Origin of the sequence: Bacillus sp. T3 (genome assembly GCF_033449965.1) — a bacterium.
Taxonomy (GTDB): Bacteria; Bacillota; Bacilli; order Bacillales; family Cytobacillaceae; genus Bacillus_BU.
This window is the reverse complement of record NZ_CP137761.1, coordinates 1709935-1736888: the sequence shown is the minus strand read 5'-3', so window position 1 is coordinate 1736888 and position 26954 is coordinate 1709935. Positions and strand designations below refer to the sequence as shown.

The following is a 26954-nucleotide window of genomic DNA, read 5'->3' as shown; positions in this document are numbered from 1 at the left end:
TTTAGCTATCATCTAATTCCTAAGCCCATTTAAGTGGTAATTTAAATGATCACATTATCCTCGTTGATATACAGAATTCGTTGAATAATTGTTTTTTCCCTCTTTCATACCACTTTTAATCATTTCGGTTCCAGATAACTAGTTTCATTTCAGTCATTTCTTCAATTGCATATTTAATTCCCTCTCGACCAGTACCACTTTCTTTTACTCCACCATATGGCATATGATCTACACGGAAGGTAGGGATGTCATTAATCATTACACCGCCAACGTGTAACTTTTCTGCTGCATCTAGTGCATTCTTAATATTCTCAGTATATATCCCAGCTTGTAGACCATATCGTGAATCATTAACCAAATTAAACGCTTCATCAACTGACTTTATTTTATTGATTAACACAATTGGTGCAAATACTTCCTGACAAGATACTTTTAAGCTAGAATCTGCATCTAAAATGACCGAAGGATAAACAATATTACCCTCAGATGCTCCACCAATCGCGATCTTCGCTCCATTTGCTCTTGCTTCTTCAATCCAATCCATGGTTCTTTGGACATCCTTTGTTGAAATTAATACAGATATATCAGTTGTTGAATCAAGCGGATCACCTAATTTTAGATTTTTAGTTGCCTCCACGAATTTCTCAACAAATTTCTCATATACATCTTCATGTACATAAATACGTTGCAATGAAATACAGACCTGACCTTGGTTCGAAAATGCCCCCATTACACATCGGCTAATGATCTTATCGACTTCAACTCCTTTATCAACAATTACTGCTGCATTCGATCCTAACTCAAGGGTTACACGCTTTAATCCGGCCTTATTACGGATCCCAATACCTACAGCAGGACTTCCAGTAAAGGTAATCATAGCGACCCGTGAATCGGTTACGATATACTCGCCTACCTTTTTCCCCTCACCCGTCACAACATTAAGTGCTCCGGCAGGCAACCCTGCTTCTTGCAAGAGTTCAGCAAGGTATAGTGCGGATAAAGGTGTTTGGTCTGCTGGCTTTAGAACAATGGTGTTCCCCGCAGCAATTGCAGGGCCAATCTTATGTGCTACCAAGTTCATGGGGAAATTAAATGGTGTGATAGCTCCAATTACTCCAATTGGTTCCCGATAAGTATAGCCAACTCTTCTTTCACCACCAGGTGCAGCATCCATCGGTATTGTTTCACCGTGGATTCTCTTTGCTTCTTCTGCTGCGAATTTATAAGTTTGGACTGTACGAGCAACTTCAACCCTTGCCGTTTTTATTGGCTTGGCTGCTTCTAAAGCAATGATGCGAGCAGCTTCCTCTGACCTTTCTTCCAAAAGGTGAGATAACTTTTCGAGAATCGTTGCTCGCTGATGGGCTGGCATTTTGGCCATGACTTCCCGGGCACGATATGCTGATTCAATCGCCATATCGGTTTCTTCCACTGTTGCCAAAGGAATTTCTGCTATTACTTCCTGCTTATAGGGAGAAAGAAGCAATTTGTAGTTTTGGGATTCAACCCATTCGCCATTAATAAATAATCTTTTTCTCATATTTAACTCCTCTTTTTACAATTTTTATTTAAATTTGATCACTAGTGTCGTTTGGATAGTATCGAAATTTTCAGTCTATTTAGTGCAACACTAGTGCAATTTGAGAAACTTAATATATAGAAAAGCTATATAATAGTGAACATTTATGGATTCAAACAATGAGTTTAAAAGTTTGAGTTTAATAGACTTTTCATTAAGAGTCTTCCAAGGGCAAACTAAAGCTAGTTTTTTCGTGTTCGATTAAGACAATTTTTCCAACATACTTATTTAATATCCCTCCAATTTATAGGGTATACAGAATAGAAAAATTTAACTTCATTATCGGTGCCATAATTTACTTTTGCCCCTTCCCTAAGGAAGTATAGGTCACCTTCTTTAGCTTCAATTTTATTACCATCCTCGATTATAAACATGTCACCGAAAACTACATAAATAGCTTCATCATATTTCAGTTCCCAATCGAATCTAGCCTTTTTTAAATGCTTAAATCCGCAGCCAATTGTGCTCGATAACCCATTAAGATTTCTTGAGAAGATTGCGAGATCTCCGAGAGCACCGGGTACCTCCTCATATTTGGCTTCGCTTTCTTTTAATAGAGTTACAAATTTCCCCATATAAAATTCCCCCTTAGACTATTAGTTAGTTATTTCTATAGAAGTGATTTTTCCAGAATCTCTACTACATCTAAACTTTGCACTTTTTCTTCCACTTCTTTTGCTTTAATTCCATCCCCGATCATTGTTAAGCAATATGGACATCCAGTACTTATTGTGGTTGCGTTTGTTTCAAGAAGTTGCTCTGTTCTAGCAACATTGATGCGCGTTCCAGTATTTTCTTCCATCCACATAAGTCCACCACCAGCCCCACAACACATTGCATTCTCACGTTTTCGTTCGGTTTCTTTTAGTTTAACGCCAGGTATGGATTTTAATATTTCACGTGGGGCATCGTACACGTTGTTATAGCGCCCCAAATAGCAGGAATCGTGGTAGACAATCGATTCATCCACCTGATTTTTTGGCGTTAATTTTCCATCTTTAATTAATTTTGCTAACAATTCAGTATGATGATAAACCTCTGCCTCTAAACCAAATTCTGGATACTCGTTTTTTAGTGTATTATAGGCATGAGGATCAATCGTAACAATTTTCTTCACATCGTACTTTTTAAATGTCTCAATATTTGCAATTGCTAACTCTTGGAATAAAAACTCATTTCCAATCCTTCTTGGTGTATCCCCAGAGTTCTTTTCTTCATTACCAAGTATTGCTAGCTTCACTTCAGCTTGGTTCATCACCCGAGCAAAGGATTGGGCTATTTTTTGACTACGGTTATCATAAGAACCCATTGATCCAACAAAGAATAGGAAGTCAAATTCTTCTCCTGCTTTTTTTACCTCTTTAACGGTAGGAACAATTACATCCTCAAAGGTATTTCTCCAATTAGCCCGTTCCTTACGGTTCAATCCCCATGGATTTCCTTGTCGTTCAATATTTGTAATAGCACGCTGGGCATCTGGATTCATTTTTCCTTCTGTTAGAACAAGATATCGTCGCAAATCAATGATCTTATCTACATGCTCATTCATAACAGGACATTGATCCTCACAGTTGCGGCAAGTTGTACAAGCCCATATTTCCTCTTCTGTAATGACATCGCCAATCAAACTAACACTTTCGATTGATGCCGCTGACTCTTTTGCACCTGCGATTCTGCTTGCTAATGCTAATTGATTCCCTCTAGTATTATTAAAAGCAAAAGCGGGCATCCACGGTGATTTTGAGGTAACAGCGGCACCTTTTTCTGTTAAATGATCCCTTAATTTTAAAATTAAGTCCTTTGGCGAGAGCATTTTTCCTGTTCCTGATGCTGGACACATATTGGTACATCGTCCACACTCCACACAGGCATAAAGATCTAAAAGTTGTTTTTGGTTAAAATTTTCTATTTTGCCAACACCGAATGTTTCCTGTGAGTCATCTTCAAAATCAATTGTAGATAATTGGCCGACGTTACTTGTACGTCCTAACCAAACATTGGCAATACCTGCTATTAAATGAGCGTGCTTTCCTTGAGGAATATACACTAAAAATGCAAGTAAAAATAAAAGATGTCCCCACCAAAAGACAAAGAATAAGGCACCTGCAGCACTATGTGGCAGCCAGTTAAATACGATAGAAACGAATGAAGCAATAGGTTCTGCCCAACTAGGTTCATCTGCGAGCCAAATAATGTTCATCCCATTAGCCAATAATGTGCATAGCATTAGTCCAGTGAGAAAAAAATAGACAAGCCCTGCTTTAAATCCTCGTTTTAAACGAACTAGTTTTTCAATATAACGTCGGTAGAATCCCCATGCTGTTGCGAATAAAATCATTACAACAACAATTTCCTGAAATAAAGTGAAATATGAATAAATTGGACCAAGTGGAAGATGAGTTCCAGGGGCGAGTCCTTTCAAAATTAGATCAATGGCTCCGAATTGAACAAGCAGAAAGCCATAGAAATATATGACATGCATGGTTCCGCTTTTTTTATCCTTTAAGAGCTTTTTTTGCCCCAATACATTAATGAGAATGTCATCAACTCTATCTTTTGTGGTTTGATTAAATTCAGCTTTCTTCCCCAACTTGATATACAAATAGCGGGTTTTGACCAGTGTTACAAATAAGTAAAACGCATAGCCAGTAACGATTAGGAATAGAAGAATATTGAGTATTTGTAAATTATTCATCCTAACGCCCCTTCGATAAATTAATCTTTATTCCAATCCCATCTGCTTTTATAGTGGATTGGACCCTGTGAATCTAGCAAATCGCTGCACTTTTTAATTCTTCAATCAAAACAGGAACAACTTCAAACAAGTCACCTACGATTCCGTAGTCAGCAACACTAAAGATGTTAGCTTCCGGATCCTTATTGATTGCCACAATTACTTTCGCGTTAGACATTCCGGCAAGGTGCTGAATGGCTCCTGATATTCCACAAGCTATATACAGATCCGGTGTTACCACTTTACCCGTCTGCCCAATCTGCAAAGAATAGTCACAGTAGTCAGCATCACATGCCCCCCGAGAAGCCCCAACTGCACCGCCTAATAAATCCGCTAATTCCTGGAGCAGTTTAAATCCATCTTTCTTCTTGACACCGCGTCCTCCTGAAATAATAATTTTTGCTTCTGAAAGGTCGACCCCATTTGTCGCTTTACGAACAACCTCTTTAATAATTGTTCGTAAATCTTTAAGCACAACATCCATTACAGCTACATCCCCTGTACGAGCCACATCCTTTTCCAATGGTGCAATATTATTCGGGCGTATTGTTACCAATGTAATTCCATCTTTTACGATAAGCTTTTCAAAAGCCTTTCCGGAATAAATCGGACGGATGAATTGAACCACTTCTCCTTCTGTTTCAATTCTTACTACATCAGAGATTAAACCTGATTTCAGTTTTGCCGCAATCCTTGGTGAAACATCTTTTCCTAGCGCCGTATGTCCGAGTATGAATACTTCTGGCTTTTCAACCTCGATCACCTGAAGTAAAGCCTGCGAATAAACATCAGGGGTATTAGATTGTAACTGATTGTTTTCAACGATTATGACTCGGTCTGCTCCATAAAAAATCAGATCATTTGCTAGAATACTAACATTGGTGCCAAGAAGTACTCCGACAACTTCACCTCCGTCTGACATCTGCTTGGCAGCAGCTATAGCTTCAAAACTAACATTACGTAATTCACCTTCGCGAATTTCTCCAAAAACCAATATTTTTTTTCCCATTATTTGGCCCTCCGTTTTAAATGACTTTTGCTTCTTTTCTTAGTAAATTTAAAAGATCATTCACTTGCTGATTGATGTCCCCGTTTAGCACTTTCCCAGCTGCTTTTGCAGGAGGTAAAAAGATTCCTGCTGAGCTTACTTTCGCTTTAACATCCTCCTCATCTAGATCTAAATCATGCAAATCCAATATTTCCAACTGTTTTTTCTTCGCCTTCATGATTCCAGGTAATGAGGGGTAACGTGGCTCATTCAACCCCTGCTGACATGTAACAAGTAATGGAAGTGATACCTCGACAACTTCCAAATCGCCTTCAATATCTCGCTCAACTGTCACTTTGCTTCCATCTACAGTAAGCTTAGTAATAGCGGTTACAGCTAAAATACCAAGTTCTTCAGCAAGACGCGGTCCGACCTGCCCGCTACCGCCATCAACTGTTACATTTCCGGCAAGGATTATATCAACCTGTTTATCTTTAAAATAAGAAGCCAAGATCGCAGCCGTAGAGAATTGGTCATGATTCTCCAAATCCTCATCATTGATTAACACTGCTTTGTCAGCACCCATAGCCAGAGCAGTTCGGAGTACATTTTCAGCCTCTTCCTCCCCTACGGTCACAACCGTCACTTCTCCTCCATGATCTTCTTTTAATTTCAGAGCCTCTTCAACCGCATATTCATCATAAGGGTTGATGATAAAAGTGGCACCGTCCTCACTAACTCGGCCATCCTGAATACTGAGTGTTTCTTCCGTATCAAATGTTCGCTTTAAGCATACAAATATATTCATTTATTACTCCTCCTAAACATTTACCTTTACTTGTGTAATTCCTAAATTAAGGGCTGCTATCATACCTTCATAAGTTGCCTCTTCAATAGTACGAGGAGCAAGGCAATCTCCAATCTGCTTGACTTCAGGAGCTAAGTCCTTTAATTGCTCAAACAACTCAGTATTGGGAACACGCCCTAACGATAAAACGACAGAATCCCATTCTTCCACCAATTCTTTTTCGGATGAGAATAAGTTTCGAATAACCAGCTGTTCATTCTGAATCCCCCAAAGTCATAATGAGGGCGTAGATCTACTTTCAGATTGTATAACTTCTTCAAGTACTCATTCCGTAAATACTGATGAATCGCTTCACCAATATAAAGTCTTGAAGACAATAAAGTTACCATATGACCTTTTTCCCTCAAGAATACAGCGGCTTCCATACCAGCCCAGTCCCCTGCAAAATCAAACACAAACACCCAGTGCCCCACTTTTCTAGGCGTACTACTGAACAATTCATCGACTGCCATCACTCGAGGATCATTAACCCCCTCTACATGAGGCAAGTATGGTCTTGAACCCACAGCACAAATGATGGCATCTGGCTTAAGTTCCGATACATCCTCCCTGCTTACCTTCTTTCCTAACCGAATATTAATCTTACTTTTTGCTAACTTACGAGTATAATTATCTAGCATTGTTTCTGCTACTTCTTGACGCATTGGAGCACGGCGCATTGTTCGAAGCAATCCCCCGATGTCTTCACCTTGATCAATTAAGGTCACTTCGTGCCCTTGTTGATCCGCAGTAATAGCAGCCTGCAGTCCCGCTGGCCCTGCTCCAATTACCACAACATGCTGTTTTCCCCTTGAAAGAGCAATTAACGATTCAATATTGTTCTCTCGGCCAGCAACAGGATTTTGCACACATCCAATTTTTAGACCCTTATGATAATGACCAATACAGGCTTGCACGCATCCTAAGCAAGCATCAATTGACTGGAGATTACCATTTCTTGCTTTATTTGGCATTTCGGGATCTACAATTAAGGCCCGAGTCATCCCAACAACATCTGCTTTTCCAGAACCAATAATCTGATCAGCTACAACAGGATCGATGATTCTTGTTCCCACAAAAACTGGAACTGCCCCTGCCATTCTAATCTTAAAAGCATGAGGTGCATTATACGCATGTTTCATTGGAGAAGCTGGTGCAATATGTGTTGAACCCGCATAAGTACTTGAATCCCCTGAAGTAACATCAATAAAATCAACTCGAACTCTTTCTGTTAAATATTCAACGATTCTTATTGCATCTGATATTTTGGTTCCATCCATTGTCATTTCGTCCGCACTAATTCGAATACCTACTGTAAAATCTTCACCTACGTACTTCCAAATTCGCTCCAAAATTTCCAGCGTAAAACGCATTCGGTTTTCAAACGAACCCCCATATTGATCATTTCTATGGTTAGTATGACTTGACCAAAATTGGGCGGGTAAATACCCATGTGAGCATGCTACTTCAACTCCGTCAATACCTGCTTCTTTAGCAATTTTGGCGGAAATAGCAAACCCTTCGATCACCTCTTCAATATCAGCAAGACTCATTGGTCTGGGCATTGCACCAAATCTTAAACTGGGTTCAGCAGATGGAGCCCATGCCGCATTACGATAATCTTTTGCTATTACTTCTCTTCCTCCATGAAATAATTGAGCAAAAACCTTAGTACCATATTGATGTAGTTGTTCTGCTATTTCCGAATAAGCAGGCTTCACCTTCTCATCATATCCAGCAATCGTAAGACCAGTTAACATCCCAGAAGTATGAACAGCAGCTGCTTCTAAAATGATTAAACCAGCTCCACCTTTAGCACGAGCTACATGATAAGCTGTCATGTCAGAAGTAGGTATACCGTCTATAACATGGTTGGTTTGATGTGCGGTACTTAAAATCCTGTTATTTAATTCAGTAGTTCCAATCGTTACTTTTTCAAATAAGTGTTTAAATTGTCCCAAAGTTCTCTCACCTCTAATAGAAAATTTAAAGTTTACAATTAAACATGCAATTACCATGCCAATGTTTTAAAATTAGTTGGTAATTTGTTCTTAAAACTCTGTTATTTATTCAGTAGTTCCAATCGTTACTTTTTCAAATTAGTGTTTAAATGACCACATAGTTCTCTCACTCCAATAAGAAAAAAATAAGTACACAATTAAATATGCAATTACCGTGCCAACTTTTTGAATTAAAAATGGAAGAAAGGATATAACCATATAAAAACTGGTGATTTAGGGGGAAATAATTAAAAATATTCAATAGATTCTGAATAAAAAGCCAGGGTTAAAATCATCATTTTTATCTAAAAACGAACCCTTTTCGCATCAGCAATATGCAATAGAGGTTCAAAAAGCACAAAACATGTTAACTCTAAGCTGATCAAGGTTGATAAATTACCATTCTTCAAAGGTGTTCAACAATTTTACTATTAACAAGCTCCGATTTTAGGTGTTGCAAATTGTATTCAACTCAAAAAACAAACAACCTCAGATCTATCTTTAAGATTTGAATTGCATACACGCAATTATCCAACTAACTATTTAATGGTAAAGAAAATCAATAGACTTAATGTTTCGTTCATAAATACCTATTGGTTCACCGTTCAAAGATATTCAATAATTATATAAAGCTTTCAAAAAACGAACCGTAAATGCATCAAGAAATGCATTTACGGTTCGTTTTTATTATTTATTTGTGCTAATATTCTAAAAATTATGTATAATAAAAACAATATAAGAAAAGTTTATCCTGGTGCAGAAATCAAAACTTTATTAATCGATAACGTTTATGTATTGAATAAAATAATCGGAGGGACACTTATGAAATTAGAAGAAAGAAAAAAAGCTTTAACTGTATTTTCTGATATAAGTTTAAAAGAATTAAAACAATTATTAGCACTTGAGTCCTTCCCCATTCTTGTTGTAAATAACTCATTGAAAGTAATAGGGATTTTGGATGAAGCACGTTTTTTGAATTACCTTTCTGCGGAAGGCTATGAACAGCCACTCAGTACATACCTAGACTACAGTTTTTGCATGGTAAGTACTATTTTAGATTTGAGTGTGGAGGAAATTGACAGGTACAATTATTTTATTGTAAAAAACAATGAACAACATATATGTTATAAAGCATTGGAAGTAAAGAACATTCAATATCAGCATGAATTAAGTAGATTATTAAACGTGAATGAATCACTACGGGACGAACTGGACTTATTAATGAAAAAGAAAAAGGAGTTAATAGAAATTATTAACTCTTCTTATGATGAAATCTATGTAACAGATGCAAATGGAAACACTCTATTTGTAAGTGAAGCATGCAAACGCTTTACAGGCCTTCCTCCGGAAGCTTTTCTTAATAAAAACATTAAGGACCTAGAGGACAAAGGGCTCATTGTTAACTCTGTTACTTTAAAGACGATAAAAACTAAAACAGTACAATATGCTGAGCAAGTTTATCCTAATGGCAAAACTGTTTTTACAACAGCAAAACCTATTTTTGATGAAGAAGGTAAACTTTATCGTATCATATCTAATTCTCGGGATATTTCAGAACTGGTCCAAATGAGAAATAAACTAACTCAAGCCGATTCCATGATAAATCAACAAATATACGATGATAATATTTCTAAAAAGACAATATTTTACAACAGAATTATTACACAATCGAAAAAAATGATCACTGTTATAGAATTGGCAAAGAGAGTTGCCCCTATAGATTCTTCTATATTTATTCACGGGGAGTCAGGAGTAGGTAAAGGAGTCTTAGCAAAGGTCATTCACGAATTAAGCCCTAGAAAAAATAAAAACTTTATTAAAGTTAATTGTGGAGCCATTCCTCCAAATTTAATAGAATCTGAATTATTTGGGTATGAGGCAGGAGCATTTACAGGCGCGAACAAAAATGGGAAAGCTGGACTTGTTGAAATGGCTAATGGCGGTACTTTATTTCTTGATGAAATTGGCGAAATGCCTTTAGATGTCCAAGTAAAAATATTACATTTAGTTCAAGAAAAAACTTTCACAAGGGTTGGTGGTACAAAGGAAAAACAAGTGGATATTCGTATCATTTCCGCAACGAATAGAAATTTGCAAGAGATGATCGAAAATAAAACATTCCGTCAGGATTTATACTATCGCTTACATGTTGTTCCTATTCGTATCCCGCCACTTAGGAGAGAAAAAAAGATATTTTATTATTAATTGAACACTTTCTAAATAAGTTTAATAAAAAATATTCACAAGCAGTAGCATTTGATGAAGGCTCTAAACTTTTTCTTCAACTTCATGAGTGGCAAGGAAATATCAGGGAACTAGAAAATTTAATTGAACAAATTGTCGTTACTTCTGATAAACCTGTTATTACAATGGAAGATTTACCTTTCGAATTTAACAGAGATGGCAAACAGCCTTTAGTCAAAGTATCAGGTATTATCCCAATAAAAAAGGCAATAGAGGAAACAGAAAAACAAATACTCTCCTATGCTATGGCAGAGTATAAGACAACAAGAAAAATAGCAAAAGCACTTGATGTAAATCAAACAACGATCATGCGTAAACTTCAGAAATATAAATTACAACATTCTGATTAAACGAAGTTTAGCTTCTTAATAAGTTTTCTTTGATTGATGGACTTTACGGTTGCGTAAAAAAATAAAGGCCTAATTTTTCAGCATTAAATTGAGAAATTAGGCCTTTCCGTTGTCATAAAGATAGGATAATATGGCCCGATAATTGAATAAGTGAATAATTTTATAAACATGAAAAAATGGCACCCTCGTTTGAGTGCCATTTAAAAGTTTGAAAGAATCGTAATTTCGATTGCCCTTGACCCATCAGGCAGCTCCCAATAAACCGTGTTCTCACCGCTGCTTGCGGTTCCTCCACACCACTCACATTTAATCTCCAACACGAATCACCTACTCATTTTTAGATGGTTTGGATTCCTCAATATTGATTGTTTATTCCTGTGCTTTAAATTTCTTTTCCTATAATTGGTCCCGTTTTTCACGTTTATCCTTTAGCGAAGAATGCTGCGGGTCTTGCTGGTACTTTTGTCTTCTATCCAAGCGCTTAAGATTTTCCGGAACGAGGTTGAATTTACTATCATTAATGACGGCGGATATTCCAACATTGGATTGGTACTTTTCATAATCAGGATATACGCCTATAAAGTAGCCTTCCGCTGTGCCTGGTTTATAGTTCTGCGGTTCTGGGTAGGATGTGATCACGCCCTCAAAATTCCTCAACACTACTTTATCTGCACTTTGAGAAATCAAATAAATCGGTTGCAGAGCAATTTTCCCTCCCCCACCAGGAGCATCGAAAACGAAGGTAGGGACTGCGTTTTTTATTGCAAGTATGAACAATATTTCAATAAAGCTTTATTTAAACAACTCTCTTGACTTTTTTACCCTTTTAAAAAAACAGCATACTTATGGAAACATGGCTGCTTATATGCTGTAAATATTTATTTCTTGTTAAAAAAATGTCCTAGTTAAAGAAGAAAGTCACCTGTTTTCGGCAGCCTTTCTTTAATAAACTAATATAAGATGTCATTTTCAAACCAACTACTACTGTTAAGATTATTCCTATGAATCAAATTCGTTTCAAATCTTTAGGTTCTCCATAAAACAACATCCCAATAATTACTCCTCCCACAGTTCCAATTCCTGTCCATACTGCATATGGCATTCCCATAGGGAGAGTTCTCATAGCTAAATTCAGAAAACCAAAACTCCATATAAATCCGATAAACAAAACAATATACCATTGTAGGTTTTTATCTCTAACAACTTTATTCATACCTGTTACTTTGACCACTTCAAAAGCTCCCGCAAATATAACCAAGCCGTTTAAACCGCACCTTCTTTCTCGTTCGATTCAATTGTGAACATTTTCAATCCAATTACATTAGATAGGAGCAAGAGAATAAACAATATTTTTGTCCACCGGAAAGGTTCACCAAAAAACATTGAGCGTGGATTTAGTGTATTCTTGACGGATTTTTCCCACACACTTCAAATCATGAAAGATACCCAAGATGGGAGTATAAATTATCTAAAAAAACCCTTTCTCTACCATTACAATTAATGAGACCAATACAAAAAAGATTAATAAAAAGACAACATCAATGATGGATAGCTTAAATTTGTATTCACATAGTTCATCTGTATTTAATTTTTCAACGTATCCCTCAATTTTATCCAATTTATCAAAAGAATTTACAATCAAGGATACTATAATTTGAGATATTCCTTTTATATTAATGTTATACTTCCATTTGTCTTTCCTTACTAAAGGACGCATACGCTCTCTATAACTCTTTTTAACTTCCGATCCTATCTCCGCCAGTTCTTGCATAACGCACATCACAATTTTTATATAGTCCGATATGGGAACACCAAGGAATTTTAACGGAGTCAAGAGTTTATCAAAAAGTCCAAGCATCGTTTTCATATCAGTTGTATTAAAATAAAGAATACTCAAATACCATATCATTAACAATTGGTAAAGTCTTAGAAAAATTTCAACATAGTCTTGTTGAAAAGAAAATATATCATTTTTGAAAATCGCATACAAAAGGGTATTCATTCCAATTCCAAAAAGATAAGGAAAAAGAAAGACAAAACAATAGGATATCAAACTCTTGAGTAACATTCGTGTATTTATTCTCGAAATAAAGGTGACAATCAATAAATAAACGGATAAAAGGAAAAAGCTCATGGGTTTTGCTATTAAAAAAACTATCCCCCAAATATGATAGCTTCTACAAACTTAATAAGTCCATCAATATCTGTGTACTTTGTTCTTAGTAAGGTAGTTGGATGAATCTGCATCACTTTATTTTCCATAGCCCAAAATATCCTTTCCACTTAATTGCCAACAGTGAAAACCCCTTTTTTCCTTACTTCGTTTATGGTTAATTCCCCGATTTTACCTGTAATGAATCCAGTAACAATTGAAGAAATGAGAAGAATAGGAAGATAGTACATAATGATACCTTGTCCCAAGATGATAGACGCCACCACTATCTGGACCGTACTATGAACAATAGCTCCAGGTCATACTAATCCCTTTCAAGCTAAAGAATCTCGATGCTTTCTTATAAAAGCACCACATTACTAGTGCACTTAAGATACCACCACTTAAACTAAAGGCTAACATTACGACACCTCTGGTAAAGATTGCGACTACTAAGCAACGTACTATGACAATAAAAAGGACATCCTTCAATCCGAGGAAAGCTATCCCAATCATTGTAATAATGTTCCCAAGTCCCAACTTTACTCCAGGGACAGGCAAGGGAATGGGGATAAATGATTCCAAAAAAGAGATTAAAATCCCATTGGTTACTAATATAATGATGATGGCATTTTTTTTATTATTGTTCATATAAAATTACCTCATATCCAAAAGTTGATCATTTTTCTTCCCCTTCAATCATGACCACAATCTCCGATGGCATGCAAATAGCATTATCCCCCTGCTCCATTAGCCATCCGGCATGAACACATATTTTATCAGGACAGTCTGCATCTAAAACTCGTATTTTCCCCTTTTCAGCAACCAGGGTTAGTTCATAGCCTTTGTTCTTTACTGTAATTGTTTCGGAAGCTTTTACTTTATTAAGGTCAATCTTCTGAATAACCTCTCCATTGCTAGTAATGTCTGCTATAAGGCGATTGGTTTGTTTGCCTTCATTGTGAAAATCCATCCAAAATAGTGATATTAAAACCGAGATTACCACTAAAAAAACTAATAAAATATCACCAGGTTTCATTTTGAACATTACTTTCATTATTTGGGAGTTCCTCTCTTCATCACTGTATTATTTATTTAATTTACATAATAAATTGGCAAGGGATAGGAATTTTCCTTGCCAATTTATCTATCGTGCAATTACTCTACAATAACTGTTTCCAATTAAAATATTTGGGCAAATCTTACTTTTGCTTTAGATATACTGCAGCATGTTTGGCGGCGAAGCGTCCAGAATTTACAGCCCAACCTTGTTGAGAACCTGGAACTACACTAACATCATATGTTTCCCCATTACATCCACCTGCATCACCGCCGCCGGCATAGAGCCCCGGGATGACTTTGCCTTTTTTATCTAATACCTGTGCATCCGTTGTAACGTCCAATCCATCAGTGGTAGCGAAGTAACCAGTTTGATATTTAAAGGCATAATAAGGACCATTTTCAACCGGTAATAAATATTCTGCGTTTTTCCCAAACTGTAAATCTACCCCTGTTTTACTGTAACCATTATATTGGTCCACAGTGGCTTTTAATTGAGTTTTATTCACGTTGATTTTATCTGATAATTCATCAAGAGAATCTGCGATAAAGATGCGTCCCTTTTTATTTCTCATCACTTTATCCAATTCTTCGTAAAAGTTAGGCATTTCTCCAATCCAATCTGGAAATCCTTCATTCACATAATGGTCTAAAGTATCTTTCGAAACAATCTGATATATAGCTCTTTGTTGCTTTAGGATGTTTCCGTTTGTTCCCCAATCAATCAATGAAAGGGACTCATCTGCGAAACGTTTGCCATCCTGATTTACTCGCAAAGCAGGCACCCATCCGAATGAATTGACAGCTCCATAAATATCTAATCCCTTCATATATGCACCAAAGACCATAAGAGACCCTTTGAGTCTAGTATCAGACGCTCCAACTTTTAAAGCCATATTGATACCATCTCCAGGTTCTTCCTGGAACACCAGCATCTACAACTTGTTCTGGATCAACTTTTGCATATTTTTCTACCATATCAGGATTGCCAGCATATCCGCCTGTAGCTAGGATGACGACAGGCGCTTTGATTGTTAAGTTACTACCGTCACTTTTTTGAGCTTTAATACCAGCAACCTTACCATCCTTCATAATTAGTTCTTTTCCACGAGTTTCTAGCAAAATTTTAACACCCATTTTTTTTGCATTATCTGATAGAGTATGGGTAACGTTTTTTCCAAGCCCTTCATAAAAATGCCACGTATTATATTTATTAGCTCCATTTGCCATTATCCCTTCAAATTTTACCCCTAAGGATTCTAACCAATTTCCAGTTTCTGCAGAGCTTTCATAATATTTCTGCAAAATCTCAGGATTATTTGCCCAATGATGAAAAGACTCCGCATCATTAAAAATATCTTTTACATTATATTGGTATCCTGCTTTTACAGCAAAGTTAGTATTTATACCACCATACCCTTCAGCTACATTAGTGGTACCACCAATTGTGCCATTTTTCTCAAGTAAAATAACATTTAAACCAAGTTGTTTCGCTTGGACTGATGCTGACAATCCTGTTGCACCGGAACCCACCACTACTACATCTGTACTCAGTGTTTTATTTTTAAAAGCAGTACTGGATTTTTCATCATTAGTTATCCCAGAACACCCCTGTAATAACAAGGACAAAATCAAAATAATTAATGTTATCATCGTAAACAATTTATTCCTTACAAACCTTCTATTCATATGATCAATCCTTTTGCAAGATTTAGCGGTTAGACAACTTTTCTCTCAATTTGACTATCTATAACTACTACGGTTTTTTAAAGTATTCAGGAAGATTTTCCATCCATAAAAGTGAACTTTCATGACAGTTCGAACAATATACTTTTGAAGGTTCATGCATTTTATGGCAGCTACTACATTCAAGTTTCCCCAAATGTGATTGATGGGGATTAGAACCATCGAAATTTGTCTTGCTCTTAACTTCATTCATTTTATGGCATTTCAAACACATATCATCCGAAAATTTTCTAGTTTTCATTGGAGTCTCGTAATCTCCTGTTACATATTTCACACCTTCTGAAGCCTTTTTAACGAGAGTACTTTCATGACAATCGTGGCATACTACCTTATCCTTAGCCTTTGCATGGGAATTAGCTAGCAAATCACTATTTTTATAGGAATCGTACATAGGCTGCATATTGTGACAGCTCGTACAAAATGATGGCTTATCGCTAGCCTTTAATACTCCTTTTGCACCTACCATTCCGCCAATCCCTAAAAAAACAAATGTAATCAGCATGATAAAAATTATTTTTTTATTAGACAGTTTACTTAAAAGCTTAACTTTAGTGTTTTTACTGGTTTTTGTATGTTCTTTTTCCATTGTCTACTCCTAATCATTTTTAATATTGCTTAATCACTTCGGAAGATCCCAATAATTCATAACTGCATTCACAATTAATTCATTTAAAGTTTAAATTGGTTTTCTTTAATTACGCGTAATTATAAATTTTTTACACACCCCTTAATGAATGAGTATATGGTATTTTGTAAAGCTCTAATATTGTCCGAAAGCATAGTTTCACTCGATTTATACCACTTTAGTGGTATTCATTTTTAAAATGATATTTATATAATGTTTATATGAAATTTATTTAATCTGAAGGTATAGTAGAGAATATAAAGCATGCCTTACAAGTAGAATGCGGAAAAATAAGGTGTGGTTAATGGTGATTAGAGGTTATTGATACTAGATAACTGGTTCAGAAAATCGTATGGCATATTTCAAAAATTGGGCAAATATTAATTTCTTTTTAACTAGATTAAGAGGGTAAAATATAGCTTAGTGTATAGAATGACATACAAGAGTACTTGATTAAGAAGGAAGGTGATTTATTTGTTGACACTTTCGGATAAAGAATGGTTAATTATTTCAGATATTATTCTCAACATTAATTCTACCAACGATGAAGAAATGAGAATGTCATTTTTAAAGAAACTTGAGGGCGCAGTTCCTTTTGACATTGCAACATTTTTCATTGGGAGTAATGCAGAAAATCAAAAAACGCTTATTACCCCTATTGTTTATAAGCATCCTTATGAAAGAATAAGTAATCCTAATGATCTATTTTCTGAATATGAAAATATCCAAAAGGGTGATTATGGTAACTGGGCGTATTGGCTCCCAAACTCGACTGTTTTTCGGGATACAGATATCCTATCCGATTCTATTCGTAAAAACACTGATATTTACAAAAAAATTTATAGCCCTGTAGGTATGCATTATGGTTGTGTACTTAATATTGTGTACGATAACATTTTACTAGGAGTAGTTTGTTTATATAGAGAAAAGGGAAGTTCAGATTTCTCAGATAGAGATGTTTTTATATTAAACTATATTAAACCTCATTTAACACATCGCATGTATCAACTGCACCCCCAAGGAAAAAACCAAATTAACCTTAAAGGTACAATTTTTAAAGAGTACAATCTGACTCAAAGGGAATTTGAAATTATCATTCTTATTTGCAAGGGATACAGTAACAAAGAAATTAGTGAAAATTTGTTTATTTGTGAGGATACAGTAAAAAAACACCTGCAGCACATATATAAAAAAATAAATATCAATTGTCGCTCAAAACTAATTAGAATATTCACTGAGAAAAATTATAAGTTAAGTACATTTAATTATTTTTAATAAAATAATTCATGCAGAACTTTTTACTTGTTTGCAGTATATTCCAAAAAAAAAAGCACCCATCTCGGAGTGCTAAAACTTGTAACCTAAGAAGAGAAATCAAAATAGTTTCTCTTCAACAATCTAGGAAATTCCTTAAGCTCCTTAAAACTTATTGAGTTTCCTATTTTCCTTGTATCTACTAAAAACAATTGATCTTCAATTTCTTTTATGATGTCGTCGAGCTGGTACACCATGTCACATTCTTGGCAGATAATCGCCGGTGTCAATGTAATTTCAATCGCCCTTGAACCATCAGGCAGCTCCAGTAAACCGTGTTCTCGCCGCTGCTTGCGTTTCCTCCACACCACTCACATTTAATCGCCATCCCGAATCACCTTTTCATTTACCGTTATTTCATTTTTTTCATCTTTACTATTGACTGATTTTTGCTGAGCTTTAAATTTCTTTTCTTTTAATTCGTCCCGTTTTTCACGTTTATCCTTTAGGGAAGAATGCTGCGGGTCTTGCTGGTACTTTTGCCTTCTATCAAGGCGATGAAGATCTTCCAGGAATGAGGTTGAATTTACCGTCATTCATGATAGCGGATATTCCAACATTGGATTTGTACTTTTCATAATCCGGATATACACCTTTAAAGTAGACTTCTGCTGTGCCTGGGATATAGTTTTGTGGTTCTGGATAGGATGTGATCACACCCTCAAAATTCCTCAACACTACTTTATCTGCACTTTGAGAAATCAAATAATTCGGTTGCAGAGCAATTTTCCCGCCCCCACCAGGAGCGTCACAAACGAAGGTAGGGACTGCGTTTTTTATTGTAAGTACTTTTAAATAACCAAAAAACTGCAAAACAAGAAGATAATTATCTTGATTTGCAGCTTTAATTAGACATAATGACTATTTGTCCTGTTTTGGTTATTGACTATTTACAAAATGTTTCCCGTACTCCACATGTTCACCAGAACTAGACGTTTTCAAAAAACCTCCACTAATTTAATGTATGTGTGCCCGATGACGATCCTGTTCATGTAAGAAATATCCTAAAACTACCTCAACCACACCGACTACTAAGAATGTTATTTGTAGCCCACTACTAATCCAACCAAACCAGTATACTTCTGCAGAAATCCAAATAATCATTGCTACTCCTAAAAAGATGGTGGCAATTCCATTATTATGGTGTTTTTTTAATACTAAAAAAGTGCCTATCAGACTACCGACCCCATTGACGGCAAATAACAGGATTCCTGGAATCATAAAGTTAACGAATGGTGTATTCTTTAATAGATCCGTGTTCACCCCCACCCATCTTCCGTCTGGTTCTATTACAAACAAAAGTCCAACAATTACTCCACTGATCCCAATAAAAGATAACAAACCACCTGTGGCATAAGACAACAGTTTCGATTTGTTCACTTTCTTCATCTTCTTTCTTTATAAATATTACAACCAATTTTACTTTAGTGCATTTGTATAATCTGTATTTTTAGCCCACACAAGAGTCTCTGCTTCTTCAAAATCCTAAAAGGAAACCACTCCTTAGACAATAAGAAAAGCTTGCCCTCCTTTTTTAAGGCTAAATGAGAATTAGATACCAGGTAGCCTTAAAAGTTAAGAAGTGACAAGCTGCACTCTCGTTTTTTAATGTATACTTTTCTTTGCTATTTATTATATTAAATTATCACTAAATACTATAAACATTAACTTGTTATATAAAATGAATAATTTGTTCATCTCTAATTACTTATTTTAAACCTATTTTGGTAACGACAACATAGTTGGAATGGTGTGGCAGATAAAATGATGTAGTAGTGTTTTATCTAATTCTTGCATTGCATAAGAAATAGTCTTTCTATTCAACAATCGCTCCCGTTTGTTTAGTAAGACACCTTAAAAAATATGTATAAATATTACATTAATGAAGGAATGACAGTGTTATATGGAGTTTAAATCCATTTCAGAAATAATTATATCTTCAATATTTCTCTTGATATCCCGTAAGTTATCGTATTCTACTAAATCTATTAGTTTATTTTTTAAATTATCTTTATCAAAACTAATTCTAAATTCATCTTCCAAGTTTTGAACTAATTTAGAACTATATGATTGGATAAAATGTAATTTTTCATCTACAATTAATGGTGTAAAAAAATATTTCATATCAAATCTTGAATGTAGTGGTTCTGGTATATGTGTGTGATAATTATCCGTATTAAGATTTGATGTGAATACTATTATATAACCGTCCAGATCATGTACGTGTCCTTCTCTATCTGTAAATTGACCATCTTCTAACAACTCATAGAAGAAATTGAACACTTTTTCATCAGCCTTTTCAAATTCATCGATCAGTATAACTTTGGATCCTGATTCATTAATTTTATTAACCAATTCTCCTCCCTTTTCACTTCCAACATAACCTAATGGAGACCCGATAAGGCTGTTCAAAACGCCTTCACTTGAGTAATTACCAAAATTAAGTTTAATCTGCTCTTCAGTTGGATACATAATCTGAGAAAGTAATCTAGCAAATTCTGTTTTACCAATACCTGATTTTCCACATATGAATATAGACATAATTTTGCGTCGTCCTATCCTATTTAATAATTTGAACTTTAGCAAATTAGACTTAAATGCATGTTTAAAATCATTGTGTCCTTGTAATTGCTTACTTAGAGTGCTAGTTATTAAATCAATATCTTCAGATAAGCTTATTTTATGATCAGTTGGTTCACTTGTTATGCATGTATCGATAACTTTTTCATCAAATATTTTCTGTTCTTTGAAGATAAATGGGAATATTTCATTCATAGTATTTACAGATTTATCATGGATCAGGTACCTAATATTTTCATTCCCCATTAAATTATTAAAAATCAATTCATATATAAAGACTTGATCCTTCCTGTATCTAAGATACTCAACTAAAGTCGTTAGATCAATTAAGTAGTGAATATCTTCTTTTATTTTCTCAAAATTAAAATTAGCATTAAGACCATTAAAGTCTTTAACAAGCTGAGAGAAATTAAATATGTTCATCTCACTGTTACAGTTATAAATATCACTAATGTTTTCATATATGAGAATTTCATTTGTATTCGAATTAATTGAAATGATTTCTTTAGACTCTTGATCTTTCGTTTCGTTTCCTTCGTCTTCTACTTGACAATAATGAATACTTTCTTTAGAAAATAAAAATGGATATGTGTCCATAAATTTTTGCTCTTCAGTTTTAGCTAAAGAGAATATAACATGTTCAATTTGATTATGCATTTCAATGATATATTCTTCCAATACACCAAGGTGCCATCTATTGTTACACGTATCAAAGAAAAAAGTCGTTAAATCAATTACATGCTGTGAAATATCTAATCTGTATATTTCACTCACCTGACCACATTCTCTTACTATTGAAGTTAAAGTAACAAAATCAAAATCTACTAATTCGTCTTTTAATGTATCTATGTACTTACTATCATAAATGTATAGAAGTTTATCCACTTAATTCACCACCTTTGATGTTGATTTCTTGAATTATGGCTATTAAGTCAATTAAATGATACTTCCCATCAAGTTTATGATACTCGATTTTAAACTCATGTTCTTTCCCCGAATTTGGTTGAACACTCAGTAATAAACCGCCATTTATATTATTATTTCGTTGTAACTCAGTCTTGTATGACTCTGAAAATAACTCTAGAAACTTCGATGAAATGCTTTCTATCTTGGAAAAGTCTATTTCTCCTCTATATATACCAATGATGCTAAGCTTCCCTAATTGCAAATCATTATGAGAGTAGCTATTTTCAAAATATTCCTTAGATTTATAAGGAATTCTAATCAAATAGTTATTTTTTTTGTGTTTAAATGTGTAATCTATAGAAAAATCATCTAACATTTCTTCCATCATTTTAGAGATGTTTAACTCGAAATCATCATCTTTCGATAGCTGTTTCATTCCCCCATCTTTCAAAACATTTAATACCATTACAGTATCATCAGTATTTCGTTGTTCTAATTCAATATTTTTAAATAGTACGATGTTTCCTAGTTTCTGGATATTTGTAACATTATTTTCGATAGATGAATATATCTTTCTCAGCATAATTGATTTAGTTGTCTTCACTTCAAAACTTTCATAAACACTTTTCTTGTTATTATTTTCTATATATCGATTTATTGAAGTTCCTCCAACACCAGACTTATTGACATTCATTGATACTTGAGACTTTAGTATTTCTTGAGAACTTTGGTCTCTCTCAATAGTTTTCATAATTTTATTATCAATTAACATCGCTATTTCATGGACTTTGGATGTATTAATGTAAAATAAATTAAACAACTCATCTTTGTCTTCAGTCATAATATCCAATGGTTTCCTGTTTCTATATGAAATCATTGCAAAACAGATTAAAGAAATAAAAAATGAAAACACTAATACTGATTCTTCGTGCACCTGATAGATATTATTAATAATGCTTATTTTGGCTATAAATCCCAGAATGATAGTCGAAAAAATCGTTATAAGAAGTAAACTAAATACTGAAATTACATTTTTATTAGATAATTCTTTAGCTATATACGTTATTAGAAAAAGCAAAAATGGTATCAACACCCAGTACTTTTCGAAACTTGAACTTTGTATGTAGCTATATAATTTTATCGAAAGTAACCCCATAAATATAATTCCTACAATTATACGTAATTTATTGGAGATAACTTCATTATTATCATCCTTCACTCTTTAACCTCCAAGTTTGCTTATTTTGCACTAAACTAGTATTCAATAACTGCAAAAACTCAAATAATTTCATATGACACCATTCATAGGCATTAGATGTGCTTTTTATTTAATGTAAATAAGTTCATGAAATAATTTATCAATAGCTATTTTTTACTACCGAAATTTCCTCCAAAATAAATTCTGTGTTTTGAGTTTATTTATATCTAGTTTTTATTTTACTATAAAATCCCAGTTTATTTGTGGATAACTATTGAATTGTCTGAGAAGTTTAAATCGAAATCCTTACAATCTTTCACCTATTCCGATTTTCTATATATGTGTTATTCAAGAATATGGCCTTATTGCTGAATATGAAAGAAATTTAATAAAAATGTAAAAATGGCACCCATTTCTGAGTGCCATTTATTAGTTTGAAAGAATCTTTAAGAAGAAAAATCGAAATAATTTTTCTTCAACAATCTAGGTAATATCATTAATTCCTTAAAACTAATTGAATTTCCGATTAGTTTTGTATCAACTAAAAATAATTGATCTTCAATTTCTTTAATAATGTTCTCGCTCTGATACACCATGCCACATTCCTGGCATATAAACGCCGGTGTCATCGTTATTTCAATCGCCCTTGATCCATCGGGCAGCTCCCAGTAAACCGTGTTCTCACCGTTGCTTGCGTTTCCGCCACACCACTCACATTTAATCGCCATCCCGAATCACCTTTTCATTTACCGTTATTTTATTTTTTTCATCTTTACTATTGACTGATTTTTGCTGCGCTTTAAATTTCTTTTCTTTTAATTCGTCCCGTTTTTCGCGTTTATCCTTTAGTGAAGTATGATTCGGGTCTACCTGGTACTTTTGCCTTCTATCTAGACGATGAAGATCTTCTGGAATGAGGTTGAATTTACTATCATTCATGATCGCGGATATACCAACGTTTGATCGGTACTTTTCATATTCTGAGTAAACACTTTTAAAGTAATCTTCCGCTGTACCTGGTACATAGTTCTGCGGTTCTGGATAGGACGTGATCACACCTTCAAAATTCCTCAACACTACCTTATCCGCACTTTGTGAAATAAGATAATTTGGTTGCAACGAAATCTTCCCGCCCCCACCAGGTGCATCACAGACGAATGTTGGCACGGCATAGCCTGAGGTGTGTCCTCTTAACCCTTCAATAATTTCTAATCCTTTAGAAATCGGTGCGCGGAAGTGACCTATTCCTTCTGATAAATCACATTGATAAATATAGTAAGGACGAACACGTATTTTGACGAGGTCATGCATTAGTTTTTTCATAATTGGTACACTGTCATTTATGCCGGCGAGGATAACTGATTGATTTCCAACCGGCACTCCGGCATTTGCAAGCATTTCACATGCTCGTTTTGAATCCTCAGTAATTTCAATGGATGTATTAAAATGGGTATTTAGCCAGATAGGGTGGTATTTTTTTAAGATATTGCATAGATTTTCGGTGATTCTTTGCGGAAAGACAACAGGGGCTCTAGTTCCAATGCGAATGATCTCGACGTGATCAATTTCTCGTAGGCTTTTTATGATGTATTCCAAAATATTATCGTTTATTAACAATCCATCCCCACCTGACAGAAGGACATCTCTGACTTCAGGTGTTTGACGAATATAAGCAATTGCCGCATCAATTTGTTTTTTCGGAACACCCATACCAATTTGTCCTGAAAATCTTCTTCTTGTACAATAGCGACAATACATCGAGCATTGATTTGTAACAAGAAATAGTACGCGGTCAGGATAACGGTGTGTTAAGCCTGGAACAGGTGAATCTTCATCTTCATGAAGGGGATCCTCGAGATCATATTTTGTTTTATTAATTTCCTTTCCAATCGGCACTGATTGCATCCGAATCGGACAACGAGGATCATCGGGATTCATTAGCGAGGCATAATAGGGTGTAATATTTAGCGGAATCGTTTTGGTTGAGATTCGAACACCTTCCTCTTCCTCTGTTGTTAAATTGATTACCTTCCGTAAATCCTCTAATGTTCTAACTGTATTGGTAAGCTGCCAAAGCCAATCATTCCATTGTTCTTCGGTAACATTTTTCCAGAGTTCAATATCCTTCCAATGACGTGCAGGTTTATATAGTGTCTGTTTCATGATCATTCCTCCCATACATATCTACTTTATTACATGCACATTTCATGCCAAAAGTGCAGGAGAGGAAGCTCAGCGAAACCGGTATAAGCCAAAAATAAAAGTGCCGATTAATCAGCACCATATTTTTTCATTTTATATTGTAGCGTTTGTCTTGGAATATCGAGCAGACTTGCAGCCTTCTTTACATTTCCGCTTGATAAGGATAGTGCCTTGGATATTAACTTTTTTTCACAATCCTCAATATGCTCTCGTAAAGAAAGATTTTCTGGCTTATTTCGGTGCGAATGCATTGGCGACTGCTTTAAAAATATGGGCAAATCCCCAAGGTCGAGCAAGTCATGGTCCGATACATTTAACATGTATTCAATGCAGTGCTTTAATTCACGCACATTCCCTGGCCAGCTATAGTCGATAAATATTTTTTCAACCTCCGGCCGGAGTCCTTTCACGCTTTTATCGAGAATTTGGTTATAATGTTCAATAAAATAATCAGCAAGAAAAAGAATATCCTCCGCTCGTTCTCGCAGTGAACTAAGCTCAATCGAAAGAACATTAAGACGGTAAAATAAATCAGGCCTCAGTTTATTTTGTTCTACGGCTGTTAAGGGATGTAGATTCATCGCCGCAATGATGCGAACATCAAACGATACGTTTTTTGTACTTCCAACCCTTCTAACAACCCCATCCTCAATGACCCTCAATAGCTTTGCTTGAAGCTCAATCGGCATGGCGTGAAGTTCATCAAGGAATAGGGTGCCACCATTTGCCAGTTCAAACAGTCCAGGACGTTCGATGGCTCCAGTATAGCTCCCTTTTGCCGTTCCAAACAAAATACTTTCGAGCAGATTCGACGGAATCGCAGCACAGTTTTGCGCAATAAAGGGTGCATCCCTTCGCTTTGAAGCATCATGAATTCCTTGAACAAACAATTCTTTCCCTGTTCCGCTCTCACCATAGACAATAATCGGGGAAGAAGAACGAGCTAATTTTTTGGCTACTGCCTTTAAGTGGATGAAGGCCGGATTGACTGTTTTTAGATCTTCTAAACTATATTGAACTCGTTTTTTTACAACAGCCTGAGATTTTTTAAAGCCATTTTCTAAATCTAGCAATCTTTCATAAAGCTGTTTAATCCGTGAATAATCCTTCCCAATTTCAACAGCACCAATGATCTTTCCTTGGTCAAATATAGGAAGCGTCGTATTCATCGTTTCGATTTTTTTGCCATGCAGATTGACATAGGATTGAGGCTGATTGTAAATGGGTTGTTTGGTTTGTAACACGTTTAGGAGCGTACTGGTCTTTTCATTTAAGGAGGGGAAGACAGAGAGAACGGGTTTTCCTAGAACCTCGTGGACACTAAGTCCATCGTGCTTTGCAGCCACTTCATTATAAAAAACGGAGATACCCTCTATATTCACCACATGAATCGCTTCATCGATACTTTTTAAAATCGATGCTAATACTTCTTTTGTGACATTGTAATACTCCAGCATTCTTCCTCACCATCCCATATAAGTATATGAAATGGTGCCGAAAATCTGTCATTTCCGTGCCGAAAAAACAGCACAAAATTTTTCGAAAATATTTTTTAACATCTCACTCACTAACCTTAGCTAAATCCTTTACCCAAAGGTTCATATTTTCGATTTGATCATAGATAAAACAATTATTCAAAAGACGGCCTCGATATTGATAGCCAAGCTGATAGAACGCTGCATTCATCCCAAACGATTGGGCTCTTGAAAGAGAATAGGAGCAATAAATTCCGCTTTGAACTAGTTCTTCCTCGAGCTTTTGCAGCAAAACCTTAACATATCCATGCTTACGATGGTTTGAAAGAGTAGCACAATCGGTTAATTCAGCATTTTTATAGAAAGTATTGACCTCTGCAGATGCTGCACTAATCAATTCTCCGCTTTGCTCAATGACGTAATAAATCGTTCCGTCCTTCAACGTTTTCTCAATATATTCAGGTTCATGAAGCGGGGTCGGATACACTTGGAAGACCTCTCGATAAAGTTTCGCTAATGCGTTCACATCGTCTTTGGTTGCTTTGCGAACGGGAACATCCAGTTCTAGCCTGCTGTCTTTATTATTGCGTTGTAACAGGGACACATTTTTGATGATTTGATCCTCAAAGATCCATTGTTCATTTTCAAGCCGTTCAGTAGAATAGTACTTGCAAAAAAAATAAGCATCTGAACCTAGAAAATAACCATCTAATTTTGCTTCACAAAGAAAACCGGATTCAATAAAGTCAGTAAAATGCTCCTTTCGCACCTTGCAGATTAATTTCTCCGCTCCATTTGCTTCGGCAGCAAATTCCGCTTGTTGTATCACTTTCTCGATATTGCCGCGATAATCATCGACACGAACTCGTTTATTAAAGGGGTCGATGTATAATTCCAGTTGATAGGTTGCACCTTGCATCCTTTTGATTTTTGCTTCTTCACCCACTGCTTTTTC

The 26954-nt window shown here is 35.4% G+C and carries 25 protein-coding genes and 4 pseudogenes; 3 read left to right on the top strand and 26 right to left on the bottom strand.

What is annotated here, in order from left to right; translation table 11 throughout:
* Nucleotides 1-115: 115 nt before the first annotated feature.
* The 7 genes from RGF10_RS08995 to RGF10_RS08965 all read right to left on the bottom strand — a co-directional run bounded on the left by RGF10_RS08995 (nucleotide 116) and on the right by RGF10_RS08965 (nucleotide 8109).
* The gene (locus RGF10_RS08995) at nucleotides 116-1540 is read right to left on the bottom strand and encodes an aldehyde dehydrogenase family protein (protein ID WP_318508700.1); all 1425 of its coding nucleotides are present in this window, start codon (nucleotides 1538-1540) and stop codon (nucleotides 116-118) included.
* 263 nt (nucleotides 1541-1803) lie between these two features.
* Nucleotides 1804-2154 (bottom strand): cupin domain-containing protein, encoded by a 351-nt coding sequence (locus RGF10_RS08990; RefSeq protein ID WP_318508699.1) that lies wholly within the window; start codon nucleotides 2152-2154, stop codon nucleotides 1804-1806.
* A gap of 35 nt (nucleotides 2155-2189) precedes the next feature.
* Complete coding sequence (locus tag RGF10_RS08985) at nucleotides 2190-4274, bottom strand: (Fe-S)-binding protein (RefSeq protein ID WP_318508698.1); 2085 nt, start codon at nucleotides 4272-4274, stop codon at nucleotides 2190-2192.
* Nucleotides 4275-4347: 73 nt separating this feature from the next.
* Entirely contained in the window at nucleotides 4348-5322 is a 975-nt protein-coding gene (locus RGF10_RS08980; RefSeq protein ID WP_318508697.1) for an electron transfer flavoprotein subunit alpha/FixB family protein, read from the bottom strand.
* A 16-nt stretch (nucleotides 5323-5338) separates the two neighbouring features.
* Nucleotides 5339-6109 (bottom strand): electron transfer flavoprotein subunit beta/FixA family protein, encoded by a 771-nt coding sequence (locus RGF10_RS08975; protein WP_318508696.1) that lies wholly within the window; start codon nucleotides 6107-6109, stop codon nucleotides 5339-5341.
* Between the two features lie 12 nt (nucleotides 6110-6121).
* A complete protein-coding gene (locus RGF10_RS08970) occupies nucleotides 6122-6319 on the bottom strand; it encodes a hypothetical protein (protein ID WP_318508695.1) in 198 nt (65 codons plus the stop codon).
* A complete protein-coding gene (locus RGF10_RS08965; protein ID WP_318508694.1) occupies nucleotides 6286-8109 on the bottom strand; it encodes an oxidoreductase in 1824 nt (607 codons plus the stop codon). The genes RGF10_RS08970 and RGF10_RS08965 overlap by 34 nt, the downstream gene beginning before the upstream one ends.
* 861 nt (nucleotides 8110-8970) lie before the next feature.
* Here RGF10_RS08965 and RGF10_RS08960 point away from each other — a divergent pair.
* Both RGF10_RS08960 and RGF10_RS08955 read left to right on the top strand, forming a co-directional pair.
* Nucleotides 8971-10353: a sigma 54-interacting transcriptional regulator gene (locus tag RGF10_RS08960; protein WP_318508693.1), complete on the top strand. Its 1383-nt coding sequence runs from the start codon at nucleotides 8971-8973 to the stop codon at nucleotides 10351-10353.
* Nucleotides 10354-10517: 164 nt separating this feature from the next.
* Nucleotides 10518-10742 (top strand): TyrR/PhhR family helix-turn-helix DNA-binding protein, encoded by a 225-nt coding sequence (locus tag RGF10_RS08955; protein ID WP_318508692.1) that lies wholly within the window; start codon nucleotides 10518-10520, stop codon nucleotides 10740-10742.
* 218 nt (nucleotides 10743-10960) lie between these two features.
* Here the strand turns inward: RGF10_RS08955 and RGF10_RS08950 are convergent.
* The 10 genes and pseudogenes from RGF10_RS08950 to RGF10_RS08905 form a co-directional block, all read right to left on the bottom strand.
* A pseudogene (locus tag RGF10_RS08950) lies at nucleotides 10961-11053 on the bottom strand (YokU family protein); the annotation flags it as partial.
* Nucleotides 11054-11138: 85 nt separating this feature from the next.
* Nucleotides 11139-11495: pseudogene (locus RGF10_RS08945) on the bottom strand (lysine 2,3-aminomutase); the annotation flags it as partial.
* A gap of 253 nt (nucleotides 11496-11748) precedes the next feature.
* On the bottom strand, nucleotides 11749-12000 hold the full coding sequence (locus RGF10_RS08940) for a DMT family transporter (protein ID WP_412176693.1): 252 nt from the start codon (nucleotides 11998-12000) through the stop codon (nucleotides 11749-11751).
* A gap of 210 nt (nucleotides 12001-12210) precedes the next feature.
* Entirely contained in the window at nucleotides 12211-12744 is a 534-nt protein-coding gene (locus tag RGF10_RS08935; protein ID WP_318508691.1) for a hypothetical protein, read from the bottom strand.
* Between the two features lie 281 nt (nucleotides 12745-13025).
* Nucleotides 13026-13163 (bottom strand): hypothetical protein, encoded by a 138-nt coding sequence (locus tag RGF10_RS08930; RefSeq protein ID WP_318508690.1) that lies wholly within the window; start codon nucleotides 13161-13163, stop codon nucleotides 13026-13028.
* Between the two features lie 31 nt (nucleotides 13164-13194).
* Entirely contained in the window at nucleotides 13195-13545 is a 351-nt protein-coding gene (locus RGF10_RS08925) for a Gx transporter family protein (protein WP_318508689.1), read from the bottom strand.
* A gap of 28 nt (nucleotides 13546-13573) precedes the next feature.
* A complete protein-coding gene (locus RGF10_RS08920) occupies nucleotides 13574-13951 on the bottom strand; it encodes a NusG domain II-containing protein (RefSeq protein WP_318508688.1) in 378 nt (125 codons plus the stop codon).
* A 145-nt stretch (nucleotides 13952-14096) separates the two neighbouring features.
* Nucleotides 14097-14849 (bottom strand): FAD-binding protein, encoded by a 753-nt coding sequence (locus tag RGF10_RS08915; RefSeq protein WP_318508687.1) that lies wholly within the window; start codon nucleotides 14847-14849, stop codon nucleotides 14097-14099.
* Nucleotides 14824-15642, bottom strand: coding sequence for an FAD-dependent oxidoreductase (locus tag RGF10_RS08910; RefSeq protein ID WP_318508686.1), 819 nt, complete (start codon nucleotides 15640-15642; stop codon nucleotides 14824-14826). The genes RGF10_RS08915 and RGF10_RS08910 overlap by 26 nt, the downstream gene beginning before the upstream one ends.
* Before the next feature lie 67 nt (nucleotides 15643-15709).
* Nucleotides 15710-16285: a cytochrome c3 family protein gene (locus RGF10_RS08905; RefSeq protein ID WP_318508685.1), complete on the bottom strand. Its 576-nt coding sequence runs from the start codon at nucleotides 16283-16285 to the stop codon at nucleotides 15710-15712.
* A gap of 516 nt (nucleotides 16286-16801) precedes the next feature.
* Between RGF10_RS08905 and RGF10_RS08900 the strand changes: the two genes are divergently transcribed.
* Complete coding sequence (locus RGF10_RS08900) at nucleotides 16802-17599, top strand: response regulator transcription factor (protein WP_318508684.1); 798 nt, start codon at nucleotides 16802-16804, stop codon at nucleotides 17597-17599.
* An 86-nt stretch (nucleotides 17600-17685) separates the two neighbouring features.
* Here RGF10_RS08900 and RGF10_RS08895 read toward each other — a convergent pair.
* The 9 genes and pseudogenes from RGF10_RS08895 to ablB form a co-directional block, all read right to left on the bottom strand.
* Nucleotides 17686-17966, bottom strand: a pseudogene (locus RGF10_RS08895) (YokU family protein).
* Nucleotides 17956-18409: pseudogene (locus tag RGF10_RS08890) on the bottom strand (lysine 2,3-aminomutase); the annotation flags it as partial. The pseudogenes RGF10_RS08890 and RGF10_RS08895, both read right to left, overlap by 11 nt.
* 186 nt (nucleotides 18410-18595) lie before the next feature.
* Nucleotides 18596-19018 (bottom strand): hypothetical protein, encoded by a 423-nt coding sequence (locus RGF10_RS08885; protein ID WP_318508683.1) that lies wholly within the window; start codon nucleotides 19016-19018, stop codon nucleotides 18596-18598.
* 519 nt (nucleotides 19019-19537) lie between these two features.
* Nucleotides 19538-21103, bottom strand: a complete 1566-nt coding sequence (locus RGF10_RS08880) for an AAA family ATPase (protein WP_318508682.1) — start codon at nucleotides 21101-21103, stop codon at nucleotides 19538-19540.
* On the bottom strand, nucleotides 21096-22343 hold the full coding sequence (locus RGF10_RS08875; protein WP_318508681.1) for a hypothetical protein: 1248 nt from the start codon (nucleotides 22341-22343) through the stop codon (nucleotides 21096-21098). Before RGF10_RS08875 ends, RGF10_RS08880 begins: the two co-directional genes overlap by 8 nt.
* 425 nt (nucleotides 22344-22768) lie before the next feature.
* Nucleotides 22769-23050, bottom strand: a complete 282-nt coding sequence (locus RGF10_RS08870) for a YokU family protein (protein ID WP_318508680.1) — start codon at nucleotides 23048-23050, stop codon at nucleotides 22769-22771.
* A complete protein-coding gene (gene ablA, locus RGF10_RS08865; RefSeq protein ID WP_318508679.1) occupies nucleotides 23040-24485 on the bottom strand; it encodes a lysine 2,3-aminomutase in 1446 nt (481 codons plus the stop codon). The genes RGF10_RS08870 and ablA overlap by 11 nt, the downstream gene beginning before the upstream one ends.
* Nucleotides 24486-24592: 107 nt before the next feature.
* Nucleotides 24593-25981 (bottom strand): sigma-54 interaction domain-containing protein, encoded by a 1389-nt coding sequence (locus tag RGF10_RS08860; protein WP_318508678.1) that lies wholly within the window; start codon nucleotides 25979-25981, stop codon nucleotides 24593-24595.
* A gap of 103 nt (nucleotides 25982-26084) precedes the next feature.
* Entirely contained in the window at nucleotides 26085-26945 is an 861-nt protein-coding gene (ablB, locus tag RGF10_RS08855; RefSeq protein ID WP_318508677.1) for a putative beta-lysine N-acetyltransferase, read from the bottom strand.
* Between the last annotated feature and the right edge of the window lie 9 nt (nucleotides 26946-26954).